This window comes from Micromonospora craterilacus (assembly GCF_003236315.1).
GTDB classification, from domain to species: Bacteria; Actinomycetota; Actinomycetes; order Mycobacteriales; family Micromonosporaceae; genus Micromonospora; species Micromonospora craterilacus.
On the sequence record NZ_POTY01000222.1, the window covers coordinates 1 to 11,905 of the forward strand.

At 73.0% G+C, this 11,905-nt stretch carries 13 protein-coding genes; 6 read left to right on the plus strand and 7 right to left on the minus strand.

Annotation, left to right across the window (positions count from 1 at the left end; all coding sequences use genetic code 11):
• Positions 1 to 20: 20 nt before the first annotated feature.
• The 3 genes from C1I95_RS26680 to C1I95_RS26690 form a co-directional block, all read right to left on the minus strand.
• Positions 21 to 1,217 carry a mechanosensitive ion channel family protein gene (locus C1I95_RS26680; protein ID WP_111217834.1) on the minus strand — a complete coding sequence of 399 codons (1,197 nt, stop codon included), beginning with the start codon at positions 1,215 to 1,217 and terminating at the stop codon, positions 21 to 23.
• A gap of 88 nt (positions 1,218 to 1,305) precedes the next feature.
• Complete coding sequence (locus C1I95_RS26685; RefSeq protein WP_111217836.1) at positions 1,306 to 2,127, minus strand: DUF1206 domain-containing protein; 822 nt, start codon at positions 2,125 to 2,127, stop codon at positions 1,306 to 1,308.
• A gap of 88 nt (positions 2,128 to 2,215) precedes the next feature.
• Complete coding sequence (locus tag C1I95_RS26690) at positions 2,216 to 2,575, minus strand: hypothetical protein (RefSeq protein ID WP_111217838.1); 360 nt, start codon at positions 2,573 to 2,575, stop codon at positions 2,216 to 2,218.
• Positions 2,576 to 2,648: 73 nt separating this feature from the next.
• Between C1I95_RS26690 and C1I95_RS26695 the strand changes: the two genes are divergently transcribed.
• Positions 2,649 to 2,930 carry a GNAT family N-acetyltransferase gene (locus C1I95_RS26695; RefSeq protein ID WP_233513901.1) on the plus strand — a complete coding sequence of 94 codons (282 nt, stop codon included), beginning with the start codon at positions 2,649 to 2,651 and terminating at the stop codon, positions 2,928 to 2,930.
• Here C1I95_RS26695 and C1I95_RS26700 read toward each other — a convergent pair.
• On the minus strand, positions 2,914 to 4,464 hold the full coding sequence (locus tag C1I95_RS26700; protein WP_111217841.1) for a glycoside hydrolase family 3 protein: 1,551 nt from the start codon (positions 4,462 to 4,464) through the stop codon (positions 2,914 to 2,916). The genes C1I95_RS26695 and C1I95_RS26700 overlap by 17 nt on opposite strands.
• Before the next feature lie 217 nt (positions 4,465 to 4,681).
• Here C1I95_RS26700 and C1I95_RS36960 point away from each other — a divergent pair, with 217 nt between their 5' ends.
• The 4 genes from C1I95_RS36960 (at position 4,682) to C1I95_RS26715 (ending at position 8,123) form a co-directional block, all read left to right on the plus strand.
• A complete protein-coding gene (locus tag C1I95_RS36960) occupies positions 4,682 to 4,804 on the plus strand; it encodes a hypothetical protein (protein ID WP_267900720.1) in 123 nt (40 codons plus the stop codon).
• Positions 4,805 to 4,878: 74 nt separating this feature from the next.
• The gene (locus C1I95_RS26705) at positions 4,879 to 5,829 is read left to right on the plus strand and encodes a TIGR03557 family F420-dependent LLM class oxidoreductase (protein WP_111217843.1); all 951 of its coding nucleotides are present in this window, start codon (positions 4,879 to 4,881) and stop codon (positions 5,827 to 5,829) included.
• Between the two features lie 74 nt (positions 5,830 to 5,903).
• Entirely contained in the window at positions 5,904 to 7,535 is a 1,632-nt protein-coding gene (locus C1I95_RS26710; RefSeq protein ID WP_111217853.1) for a RecQ family ATP-dependent DNA helicase, read from the plus strand.
• Between the two features lie 84 nt (positions 7,536 to 7,619).
• Positions 7,620 to 8,123: a hypothetical protein gene (locus C1I95_RS26715; RefSeq protein ID WP_111217845.1), complete on the plus strand. Its 504-nt coding sequence runs from the start codon at positions 7,620 to 7,622 to the stop codon at positions 8,121 to 8,123.
• 82 nt (positions 8,124 to 8,205) lie between these two features.
• Here the strand turns inward: C1I95_RS26715 and C1I95_RS26720 are convergent, their stop codons facing one another.
• Positions 8,206 to 8,970: an ABC transporter permease gene (locus C1I95_RS26720; RefSeq protein ID WP_111217847.1), complete on the minus strand. Its 765-nt coding sequence runs from the start codon at positions 8,968 to 8,970 to the stop codon at positions 8,206 to 8,208.
• Positions 8,963 to 9,928: an ATP-binding cassette domain-containing protein gene (locus tag C1I95_RS26725; RefSeq protein WP_199523922.1), complete on the minus strand. Its 966-nt coding sequence runs from the start codon at positions 9,926 to 9,928 to the stop codon at positions 8,963 to 8,965. The genes C1I95_RS26720 and C1I95_RS26725 overlap by 8 nt, the downstream gene beginning before the upstream one ends.
• A gap of 95 nt (positions 9,929 to 10,023) precedes the next feature.
• Between C1I95_RS26725 and C1I95_RS26730 the strand changes: the two genes are divergently transcribed.
• The gene (locus tag C1I95_RS26730; RefSeq protein WP_158566479.1) at positions 10,024 to 10,800 is read left to right on the plus strand and encodes a TetR/AcrR family transcriptional regulator; all 777 of its coding nucleotides are present in this window, start codon (positions 10,024 to 10,026) and stop codon (positions 10,798 to 10,800) included.
• 15 nt (positions 10,801 to 10,815) lie between these two features.
• Here C1I95_RS26730 and C1I95_RS26735 read toward each other — a convergent pair whose 3' ends face one another.
• On the minus strand, positions 10,816 to 11,799 hold the full coding sequence (locus C1I95_RS26735) for a DNA topoisomerase IB (protein ID WP_111217851.1): 984 nt from the start codon (positions 11,797 to 11,799) through the stop codon (positions 10,816 to 10,818).
• Positions 11,800 to 11,905: the final 106 nt, after the last annotated feature.

An 11,905-nucleotide genomic window follows, 5' to 3' on the forward strand; every position in this document is an offset into this window, starting at 1 on the left:
AGGGGATGGTGGGGGCAGGGTCAGCGGCGGGCTTCGGCGGGTTCGTCGGGGCCGACGAAGGCTTCGCTGCGGGCCTCGCCGTCGTCGCTGCCGCCGAAGAGGCGGGCGTCGTCGGGCACCTCGGCCTCGGCCGGGCGACGCGGCGAACGGCGTGGCTGCACCCACTGCCAGGGCAGGGTGGCCGCGCCGTCACCGACCTCGGCGCGCAGTCGCGGCATCGCGGTGGGCCGGTGGTCGCGTACCCACGCCACCAGGTGCTCCCGAACCAGGCAGCGCAGGTCCCACAGCGCGCCGGCGCTGGCGGCGCTCACCAGGGCGCGGAGCTTGATCATGCCGCCGGTCGCCTCGGTCACCTGCAGTACGCAGACCCGACCGTCCCACAGCTCGGTGCTCTCCACCAGGCGGCGCAGTTCCTCCCGCATGGCCTGCACCGGTACCGACCAGTCGACCTCGAACTCGGCGGTGCCGAGCACAGCCGCCTCGGTACGCGTCCAGTTCTGGAACGGGGTGCTGGTGAAGTAGGAGGTGGGCAGGATCAGTCGCCGGTCGTCCCAGATCTGGACCACCACGTAGCTGAGCGTCAGCTCCTCGATCCGGCCCCACTCGCCCTCGACCACGACCACGTCGTCGAGGCGTACCGCGTCGCTGAAGGCGAGTTGCAGGCCGGCGAAGACGTTGCCCAGCAGGCTCTGCGCGGCCAGCGCGGCGACCACACCGACCACACCGGCACTGGTCAGCACGCCGGCGCCGATGCCCCGCACGGCCGGGAAGGTCATCAGCATCACGCCGACGGTGAGGACGACGATCACCGCGATGGTCACCCGACGCAGCATGACGACCTGGGTGCGTACCCGACGGGCATGCCGGTTGTCCGGCACGTCCACCCGGAACCGGGCCAGCGCGGTGTCCTCGACCACCGCCAGCAGGGCGGTGACCAGCCAGGCGGTGGCCGCGATGACGGCGAGCACCAACAGGTGCAGCAGCACCTGCCGCCACGCGGTGCCGACCGCGTACCCGGTGCTGAGGCGGACGGCGAACTGCACGGCGAGCACCGTGGCGGCGACCTGCGCGGCCCGGTGCGCGTGCTGGGTCAGCTGGCTCATCAGCAACGACCGGCGGCCCCACCGCCTGGCCAGGCGATGCACCACCTCGACCACGGCAGAAGCGATCGCCGCCGCGGCGAGCGCGGCGACGACCGTTACGAGGTAGCTGTGCACGTGTACTTCTCCTTCCGGCCCGACGGCAAGATCCGAACAAAGGGGCAATGTTGCCCCGGATCGTCGTCGCCGGCCACCGGAGGGAGGTTCAGACCTTCCGGTACCGGGCCTGGAGGAAGCAGTACGCGCCGAAGGCGGCGAGCCCCAGCGCGATCAGCGCGAGCAGGATCGTGCCGTACGACTGGTCGCGCAGCATTCGCAGCGCGGCGTCCAGGCCACGGGCCTTCTCCGGGTCGTAGTCGACCGCGGCCAGCACGACCAGCAGGCCGGTGGTGGCGAACGCGCTGCCCCGGGCGACGTAGCCGGCCATGCCGAGCCGGCGGGCGAGCCGGCTGATCCGGGCGCTCATCTCGCCCGTCTTCAGGCGCTTCAGGAACTTCTTCCGCACGCCGTAGACCACCATCCCGACGCCGAACCCGGCGAGGGCCAGACCGGCGACACCGACCAGCCACCGGCCGCCGGCGGACTCCATCAGGCGGGCGGTGAGTTCCTCCTGCTGTGCCGCGCTGTCGGAGTTGGCCCTGGCGAAGACCTTGACGGCCGTCCAGGCCAGCCAGAGGTAGACGACCGCCCGGGCGGCCGAGACGACCCGCTCCTGGCGCCGGTCGTTGCCCCGTTCGGCGCGATGCCCGACGGCCGCCTCCAGGGCCTGCCAGATCGCCATGGCGAGCAGCCCGACGGCGATGGCGACGACGAGGACCCGGCCCATCGGCTGCGCGGCGAGGGTACGCAGCGCGCCGGACTGGTCGCCGTCGTCGGCCGAGTTGCCGAACGCGATCTGCAGCGCCAGCCAGCCGAACAACAGGTGCACGATCCCGTAGCCGACGAAACCGGCCCGGGCGAGGAGTGCCAGCCACCGGCTGCCAGCCGTACGGGCGGCGGCGGCCTCGGCGTTCCGGGTGAGAGACATGGCGCCTCAATCTCCGGGCGCGAAGATTTCCAAACGTGGCCGACCGCCACCCGTGGGCGGCGGCCGGCCAGCGGATCGAGCCGGGCGGCTACCGGGCGATCCGGACCTTGACCTCGGAGTCGGTGATGCTGTCCAGGGTGACGGCGAGACCGCCGACGTCGGCTGCCTGCTCGCCGACGGTCAGCGACAGCTGCTCGCCGGCGACCTCGACGGTGACCTGCTCGTCCTGGGCGCCGACCAGCCGAGCCTCGACGCCGAAGACGTTGGCCCGGGCCTCCACCCCCCGGTCGAAGGTCACCGTGCAGGCGTCCAGCCCGCAGTCGGTGCTGGCCCCCTCGGAGCTGCAACCGGCCAGCAGGGCCGCGCCGAGCGCGAGGCCGGCCAGCAGGCCGAGGGCCTTGCGGGTACGAGAGTGCGGGGTCTTAGCGGCGGAGGATGGCGTCGTCACGCGGCCAAGGGTACGAGACGCAGGCGAACCGCAACGGGGCCGTCGGCGGCCGGTGGACAATGGGCGGGTGAGCATGCTGGTCGAGGACAACCCCGCCAAACACCGCTTCGAGATCCTGGTCGACAACGCGCTGGCCGGGTTCACCACCTACCTGCCGCGCGGCGAGGTGCTGGTCTTCAGCCACACCGAGGTGGATTCGGCGTTCCAGAACATGGGCGTCGGCTCGGCGCTGATGCGCGGCACGCTGGACCAGGTCCGGGCGCAGGGCGGCCGGGTGGTGCCGCAGTGCACGTTCATGGCCGCCTTCATCGAGCGCCATCCCGAGTACGCCGACCTGGTCACCAGCCTGGGCTGACGGCGGCCCCGCTGAGCAGTTCGGCCGCGGCCAGCCCGGCGGCCCGGGTGGCGCCGTGGGTGGCGACGTGCACCGGGCCGGTGACCAGCGCGGGCACGCCGAGTTCCACCACCACCGCGTCCGGCCGGGCGGCCAGCGCCCGGTCGACCGCGGCCCGCATCCAGTCGTGCCGGTGCAGGTCGCGCACGACCAGGACGATGGGCCGGCCGGCGGCACCGGCGGTCGGTTCGGTGGGCACCGCGGTCTCGGCGTAGCGGGCGCTGGTGGTGCCCGGCACGAGGGCGGCCAGCGGGGCGGCCACCCCCCAGGGGGTCTCCGCCCCGATCGCGATGTTGTGCGGTGGCTCGAACTCCACCACGTGTGCGGGGCCGACCAGCGGCAGCGCGGCGGCGCCCCCGGTGGCGGTGGTGACCCGGATTGCGCGCCGCGCGGCGGCCAGCCCGACCCTGGAACCGGCACCGCCGCCGGCCGTGGCTTCGGGGGCCGTGGTGGCGTCGAGGCGGGCGCGGGCGGCCACCGTCCAGGCGGCGAGCTGGCCGACCCGCTTCGCCGCCTCGGTCAACCGTTCCTCGGGCAGTTCCCCGGCGACGACCGCGTCGACGATGGCGTCCCGCAGATAACGGGCCGTCTCCTCGTCGGCGTGCTCGCCGCCGACACAGATCGCGTCGGCGCCGGCGGCGAGAGCCCGGACCGCCGCACCGGCGAAGCCGTACCGGTCCGTCACCGCTCGCATCTCCACCGCGTCGGTCACCACGACACCGTGGAAGCCCATCTCCTCACGCAGCAGGCCGCCCAGGATCCGCCCGCTCAGGGTGGCCGGCAGCTGTGGATCCAGCGCCGGCACCAGCAGGTGCCCGGTCATCACCGCCTGCACGCCCGCCGCGACGGCGGCCCGGAACGGGGCCAGCTCGACGGCGTCCAGCCGGGCCCGGTCGGCGCTGATCCGGGGCAGGTCGTGGTGCGAGTCGACCCGGGTGTCACCGTGGCCCGGGAAGTGTTTGGCGCAGGCGGCGACCCCGCCGGACTGCAGGCCGCGTACCCAGGCGGTGGTGTGCCGGGCGACCAGCGACGGCTCGGCGCCGAACGAACGGACGCCGATCACCGGATTGTCCGGGTTCGAGTTGACGTCGGCGTCGGGCGCGTAGTTTAGCGTGATCCCGGCGGCGGCGAGTTCGACGCCGAGGTCGCGGGCGACCTCCTCGGTGAGCGCCGGGTCGTCCACCGCCCCGAGGGCGAGGTTGCCCGGGCGGGTGCTGCCCCGGCCGGACTCGATGCGGGTGACGTCCCCGGCTTCCTCGTCGATGGCGACGATCACGTCGGGGCGCTCCGCGCGCAGCGCGGCGGTGAGCGCGGCGACCTGCTCCGGGTCGACGACGTTGCGGCTGAACAGCACCACCGATCCGAGCCCGTCGCCGAGCCAGCGGCGTATCCAGGCGGGTGGGACGGTGCCGACGAAACCGGGCTGTAGAACTGCGGCCGCCAACGCCGCCAGGTTGCCGTTCGGTGCGCGGAGCCGGACAGATCGGTCGCTCATGCCGGCACTCCGCTGCGCTCTGTGCCGGCCTGAGGCACCACCGCACTGCACCGATGATTCGCTCGCTGACGCTCGCTCATGCGGTTTTCGTACCCCCGTCATCTCCGCCGCGGACAACCCGCCAGCCGGCGGTGCAGACATGGTCACACCGCGCCACCCAATTAGTCAATAAACCTTACAGTTGCCTTGGGTGCCATGGTCCGGCCAGAGTGCGGGGATGGACCCGCTGCTGCTGGCCGACGCGACGAGTCCGGCCGACATCCCCGGCGTACGCCTGCTCGGCCTGGTGGTCGGCGGACTGCTGCTGTTCGCCGCGATCCGGGCGATGTTCCGCCGCTGACCCCCGCCACATGGTGTGACCGGCGCCGGCTCGGGTACCGCCTGGCGCAGGCACCACCACGGCGAGGGGGAGAGATGAAGATCGGCTACCTCCTGTCCACAGAGGAGTACCCGCCCGCGGAACTGCTGGCGCAGGCCCAGGCCGCCGAGCGGGCCGGGTTCGAAGGGCTGTGGATCTCCGACCACTACCACCCCTGGACGGACGCGCAGGGGCAGAGCCCGTTCGTCTGGTCGATGATCGGGGCGCTGAGCCAGGTCTGCCGGCTCCCGGTCACCACGGCGGTGACCTGCCCGACCGTACGACTCCATCCGGCGGTGCTGGCCCAGGCCGCGGCGACCAGCGCGGTGCTGCACTCCGGGCGGTTCGTCCTCGGCGTGGGCTCCGGGGAGGCGCTCAACGAGCACATCCTCGGCGGCCCGTGGCCGCAGGCCGGCGTCCGGCTGGAAATGCTGGAGGAAGCGGTCGAGGTGATGCGGAAACTGTGGCGCGGCGGTTTCGTCAACCACTACGGCCGGCACTACCGGGTGGAGCACGCACGGATCTACACCCGGCCCGAGACTCCCCCACCGGTCTACGTCTCCGCGTTCGGCCCCAAGGCGGTGGACCTCGCCGCCCGGCTGGGCGACGGCTTCGTCAACACCACACCCGACGCCGAATCGGTCCGCCGGTTCCGGGCGAACGGCGGGGGCGACAAGCCGTGCCAGGGCGGCTTCAAGGCCGCGTACGCGCCGACCGAGGAGGAGGGCATGCGGCTCGCGTACCAGCGGTGGCCGACCAGCGCCATCCCGGGCGAGCTGTTGCAGGTGCTGCCCTCGCCGCGCCACTTCGAGCAGGCCGCCCGACTGGTCGACCCGGAAGCGATGCGGTCGGCGTTCGTCTGCGGCAACGACGCCGAGGCACACCTGGCGAAGATCGACGCGTACGCGAAGGCCGGCTTCGACGAGCTATACGTGACCAACACCGGGCCGAACTGGCAGGGACTGCTCGACCTGTACCAACGCGACGTGCTGCCCCGGTTGCGCTGAGCCCGGCCGGGCCCCGGCCGATGTCCGCCCCCACGGGTTTCGTCACCGGCGCACCCGGGTACCTGCGGCCCTCGATGAAGCTGACCACGCACTCGATGTCGTTGCGCCGCGCGGCGCGCAGCCTGTTCGGCTGGACCACCCTGCGCCCGAATCAGCTGGCCCCGATGCGGGCCGTGATGAAGCGGCGCGACGCCCTGGTGGTGCTGCCCACCGGTGCCGGCAAGTCGGCGATCTACCAGATCCCGGCCAGCCTGATTCCCGGCCCGACCGTGGTGATCTCACCATTGCTCGCCCTGCAACAGGACCAGATAGCGGCGCTCAACGAGCGGCAACGACCCGAGCTGCGGGCGGTACGGATCAGCTCGGACGAAACGCCGGCCCAGCAGGCCGAGGCGATCGCCGAGATCCGCGACCGGCGGGCCGAGTTCCTGTTCATCACCCCGGAACAGCTGACCAACCCCGACCGGCTGGCCGAGGTGCGCGCACTCGGACCGGCCCTGGTGGCGATCGACGAGGCACACTGCATCTCCGCCTGGGGACACGACTTCCGCCCGGACTACCTGGCGCTCGGTCAGCTCATCGACGACCTGGGCCGGCCACCGGTGGTCGCGCTGACCGCCACCGCCTCCCCGCCGGTACGCGACGACATCGTGGCCCGGCTGCGGCTACGCAAGCCCGAGATCGTGGTGTCCGGACTGGACCGGCCCAACCTCTTCCTCGAGGTGGCGCACTGCCCCACCGAGGACTACCGGTGGCGACGGCTGATCGCGCTGCTGCGCGAGGACAACCGGCCGGGCATCATCTATGTGCCCACCCGCCGAGCGGCGGAGGAACTGGCCGGTCGCCTCACCGACGCCGGCTTCCCCGCCCACCACTACCACGGCGGGATGCCGAGCACCGCCCGCACCCGGCTGCACGAGGCGTTCCTCGCCGACCGGGTGCCCATCATGGTGGCGACCTCGGCGTTCGGCATGGGCATCGACAAGCCGAACATCGCCTGGGTGGTGCACATGGCGCTGCCCGACTCGCCGGACAGCTACTTCCAGGAGATCGGCCGGGCCGGGCGGGACGGCCAGCCGGCCCGCGTACTGCTGCTGTGGCAGGCCGAGGACGTCGGGCTGCAACGCTACTTCAGCGGCGGACTGCCCGACGCCACCGAGCTACGCGACCTGGCCGCGCTGCTGCGCCGCGCACCCACCACCAAGAAGGAGCTGCGCGAGGTCACCGGCCTGGGCCCACGCAAGCTCGGTCAGTTCCTCGCCCTGCTGGAGCAGGTCGGCGCCGCGCAGGCCCGGGCCGGACAGCGGGTCGGCGCGCCGCGCTACTCCCCCACCCCGGTGGACGCCGCCGCGGCGGCATTGGCCGAGGCCGAGCGGCAGCAGACCCTGACCCGCTCGCGTACCGACATGATGCGGGCCTTCGCCGAGACCAGCGCCTGCCGGGGACAGGCGTTGCTGGCCTACTTCGGCGAGCAGATGACCGCGATCTGCGGGCACTGCGACAACTGCCACGCCGGCACCAGCGCGGCCGACGACGGCGCGGTCGGACCGTTCCCCGTGCACAGCCAGGTCCGGCATCCGGAGTGGGGCGCGGGACTGGTGCTCAGCTACGAGGAGGGCCGGATGACGGTGCTTTTCGACGAGGTCGGGTACAAGACGCTGTCGGTCAGCGTGGTGTCCGAACAGGGGCTGCTGATACTCGACTAACCTGGGTCGGCCGCGCCGCGGCTCAGGGGAAAGTGGCCGGACGACGCGGTGCGGACATGGACGACGAGCGGGAGGGACACAGCCGTGATCGAAGAACCGGCGTACACCGGTTTCGGTTTCTCCGACGAGGAATGGGGGCTGCTGGTCGGCCTGCCGCAGTCGGTGCTCACCGCGGCGAGCGCCGCCGAGTCCGACGGCACCCGGGCGACGATGGCCGAGAGCGCCGCCGGCCTGGAGACCATCTCCACCGGCCGGGAGTCGGCCAGCCCGCTGGTCGCGGCGGTGGCCGGCGAGCTGGTGGCCCGGGTGGGCGACCCGGAGGCCGGTGAGGAACTGCCGGCCATCGCGCCCGACGACCCGCGGTCCTACGCCGAGGACGTGCTGGGCCGGGCGAAGGCGGCGTCGGCGCTGCTGGCGGCCAAGGTGGACGAGGGCGAGGCCGGCGCGTACCGGCACTGGCTGGTGGAGATCGCCGACCAGGTCGTCGGTGCCGCCGCCAGCGGCGGCATCCTGGGCCTGGGCGGCAGCGTGGTCACCGCCTCGGAGCGGCGCTTCCGCGACCGGCTGGCGCAGGTCCTCGACGACTGACGGCGCGTGGGTGGAAGGCCGACCTTCCACCCACGCCCCGGGTACGGCGACACCCCCCGGAGCCGCCGTACCCGCATCCGGCTCAGGCGATCCGGCGCCGGAACAGCACCGCGGAGAGCACCACCGCGAGGGCCAGCAGACCGAGGCACCAGGCCGCCGCCCGGGCCGGCGCCGAGCCGACCGGGGTGTCCAGCAGCAGCCCGCGCAGGGACTCGATGACCGACGTGACGGGCTGGTGCTCCGCGAATCCGCGCAGCCAGCTGGGCAAGGTCTCGACCGGCACGAAGGCGCTGCTCGGGTACGGCAGGAACATCACCAGGAAGGTGTAACCGCTGGCCGCCTCGGGTGTGCGGGCCAGCAAGCCGAACGCGGCCGACAGCCAGGACACCGCCAGCACGAACAACAGCAGCACCCCGACGGCGGCCAGCCAGCGCAGCGGTGCGACGGCCGGCCGGAACCCGATGGCGACGGCGACCGCCAACACCAGCGCCGTGGAGACCAGGTTGCGTGCGACGCTCGCCAGCACGTGCCCGGCGACGATCGAGGTGGCGCCGACGTCCATCGTGCGCAGACGCTCGATCATGCCGTTGGTCAGGTCGGTGGTGACGCTGACCGCGGTGCCCGCCGCACCGAAACCGGCGCAGAGCAGCAGTACGCCGGGCACCACATAGGTCACGTACGCGGAGCCGGTGTCGATCGCCCCACCGAAGAGGTAGACGAAGAACAGCATCAGGATCACCGGCAGCAGCAGCGAGGTGAGCAGCGCGTCGACGTTGCGCCGGGACAGCCGGACACAACGGCCGATCATCACCGCTGCCTGCGTCCGCCGGACGGTCAGCTCAGACATTGGCCACCTCCCTCTCCGGGGTCACCGGTTGGCCGGTGAGGGTGAGGAAGACGTCGTCGAGGGTCGCCTCCCGGACGTTGAACCGGACCACCCCGTGCCGGTCCGGGTCGACCTCGTCGAGCAGGCTGCGTACCTGTGGCCCGCTGCCGTCGGTGGCCACCGACAGCGCCAACCGGGCCGGATCGCGGTGGGTCAGCCGGTCCCCCAGCCGACGCTCCGCCTCGGCGAAGCCGGCCGCGTCACGCCAGGCCAGCTCCAGTCGCTGCGCCCCGAACCGGCTCTTGAGCTCGGCGGCCGTCCCCTCGGCGGCGAGCCCGCCGTGGTGCAGCACCGTGATCCGGTCGGCGAGCTGATCGGCCTCCTCCAGGTACTGCGTGGTGAGCAGCACGGTCACCCCGGCCCCGGCCAACTCGCCGATCACCTCCCACAGCCCCTGCCGACTGCGCAGGTCGAGACCGGTGGTGGGCTCGTCCAGGAAGATCACCGACGGGGTGCCGACCAGGCTGGCCGCCAGGTCGAGGCGGCGCCGCATCCCACCGGAGTAGGTCACCACCCGGCGGCCGGCGGCGTCGGTCAGGTCGAAGCGCTCCAGCAGCGTGCCGGCGCGGTCGCGGGCCGCCGGCCCGGACAGCCCGGACAGTCGGGCCAGCATGGTCAGGTTCTCGGCGCCGGTCTGCCCGTCGTCCAGGGCCGCGTGCTGGCCGGCGAGGCTGATCGTCCGCCGCACCCGCCGCCGCTCGCGCACCACGTCGTGACCCGCGACCCGGGCGCTGCCCGAGTCCGGCCGGGTCAGCGTGGCCAGGATCCGCACCGTGGTGGTCTTGCCCGCCCCGTTCTGGCCCAGCAGGGCGTGCACACCGCCGGTGGCCACCCGCATGGTCAGGCCGTCGAGGACGACGAGATCACCGAAGGACTTGCGCAGGTCGACCAGTTCGACCGCTGGCGGCCCGTTCACCATAATCACCCTCCGTAATCTGCGTATGACATACGCTGTAATGCGTAGACCATACGCAGAAGTTAGGATGACGGTCAAGACCGGCCTGGGAGGTGTGGGTGGACAGCCCCGACGTCGAGCTGCCTGAGAACGTCGAACTGCCCGAGAGCATCGCGCTCGCCTGGGGGCTGCGTAACCGCCCCAGTCGAGGTCCGAAGCGCAGCCTCAGCCTGACGCAGCTGGTCGCCGCCGGCATCCGGGTCGCCCAGGCCGAGGGCCTACCGGCGGTGTCGATGAGCCGGGTGGCCAGCGAGTTGGGCGTGGCGACGATGTCGCTCTACCGGTACGTGCCGACCAAGCAGGACCTGCTCGACCTCATGATCGACACTGCCTTCGGGCCGCCAGCCCCGCCGCGTGCCCCCGGCGAGGGCTGGCGGCCGGCACTCACCCGGTGGGCCGAGGCGAACCTCGCCGCGCTACGCCGGGAGCCCTGGATCCGGCACGTGCCGCTCAGCGGCCCGCCGATCAACCCCAACCAGGTGCGCTGGTTGGAGTACGGACTCGCCGCGCTACGCGGCACCGGCCTGCGCGGCGCCGAGCGGATCTCCACCGTCATGCTGGTCAGCGGGTACACCCGCAGCTGGGCCAACACCACCGCCGACCTCGCCGAGGCCGCGGCCCGCACCGGGCAGACGCCCGACGAGGTGGGCCAGCACTACTGGCAGCATCTGGCCCGGCTCACCGCCTCCGGCCCGTACCCGGCAATCCACGAGCTGCTGACCGAGGCGGACGACGAGGAGGAGGACTACTACGACGCGGAGTGGCGGTTCGGCCTCGGCCGGGTGCTCGACGGCGTCGAGACACTGATTCAGGCCCGCGCCGCCGCCCAGCCGTGACGCCGCCCGGCGCGCTCAGGCCCGCTCCAGCAGGGTCAGCACCGCCTGCTCGGCCTGCTCCCGGGAGATGTCCCCGGCCACCGGCGCCACCACCCCGTCGTGGAACAGGTCGACCACCCGAGGGTCCACGTAGGACGCCCGCGCCACCGTCGGAGTGTTCCCGAGCAGGTCGGCCACCTGCCGCATCACCGCCACCACCGCCCGCCGCCGGGCCGTCACCGAACGGGGCGACCCGAGCGCGGCCAGCTCGGTCGCCGCGCGAACCGTCGCGTGCCAGGTGCGGAAGTCCTTCGCGGTCATCTCCCCGCCGCTGGCCTCACGCAGGTAGTCGTTGACCTCGTCGGCCCGTACGTCCCGCCAGTCGCGCCCGTCCCAGTAGCCGAACAGCCGGTCCGCCGCCCGTCGCCGGCGGCGCAGGTGGGTCAGCACCTGGCACAGCTCGGGGTCGGAGACCAGCCGTACCTGCTCGACGCCGCCCTTGGCCGGGAACTCGAAGACCACGCAGCCCTGCCGCGACCGGGCGTGCTCGGGGCGCAGGGTGGCCACCCCGAACGTCGGGTCGTCGCCGGCGGCGTACTGGTCGCTGCCGACCCGGAAGGTGCCCATGTCGAGCAGCCGGGTCACCGTCGCCAGCACCCGCTCCCGGCGCAGCCCCCGGCCGGCCAGGTCGTTGCCGACCCGATGGCGCAGCACCGGCAGCCGGCGGGCCACCTCCAGCACGTGGTCGAACTTCGCCTCGTCCCGTCGCTGCCGCCAGATCGGGTGGTAGAGGTACTGCTTGCGGCCGGCGGCGTCGACGCCGGTGGCCTGGATGTGCCCGTTGGGGTAGGGCGAGATCCAGACCTCGCGCCAGGCCGGCGGAATGACCAGCGCCCGCAGCCGGGCCAGCTCGTCGGGATCGCGGACCGGCTCACCGCGCGGGTCCAGGAACGACCAGCCCGGACCCCGCCGGCGCCGCTCGTACCCCGGCCGGCCCGGATCGCTACGCCGCAACCGCACGGTCCGCCCGCACCGCTCGTTCCACCTCGTCGACGGCGGCCAGCACCTCGTCTAGCCCGATGGCGGTCACCGTGGGATGGCTGCCGCTCCCGTCCCAGCCCGACCC

Coding starts and splice junctions, on each gene's coding strand:
- C1I95_RS26685 (WP_111217836.1), bottom strand. CDS start 2,127: ATGTCTCTCACCCGGAACGCCGAGGCCGCCGCCGCCCGTACGGCTGGC.
- C1I95_RS26695 (WP_233513901.1), top strand. CDS start 2,649: ATGCTGGTCGAGGACAACCCCGCCAAACACCGCTTCGAGATCCTGGTC.
- C1I95_RS26700 (WP_111217841.1), bottom strand. CDS start 4,464: ATGAGCGACCGATCTGTCCGGCTCCGCGCACCGAACGGCAACCTGGCG.
- C1I95_RS36960 (WP_267900720.1), top strand. CDS start 4,682: ATGGACCCGCTGCTGCTGGCCGACGCGACGAGTCCGGCCGACATCCCC.
- C1I95_RS26705 (WP_111217843.1), top strand. CDS start 4,879: ATGAAGATCGGCTACCTCCTGTCCACAGAGGAGTACCCGCCCGCGGAA.
- C1I95_RS26710 (WP_111217853.1), top strand. CDS start 5,904: ATGAAGCTGACCACGCACTCGATGTCGTTGCGCCGCGCGGCGCGCAGC.
- C1I95_RS26720 (WP_111217847.1), bottom strand. CDS start 8,970: ATGTCTGAGCTGACCGTCCGGCGGACGCAGGCAGCGGTGATGATCGGC.
- C1I95_RS26725 (WP_199523922.1), bottom strand. CDS start 9,928: ATGGTGAACGGGCCGCCAGCGGTCGAACTGGTCGACCTGCGCAAGTCC.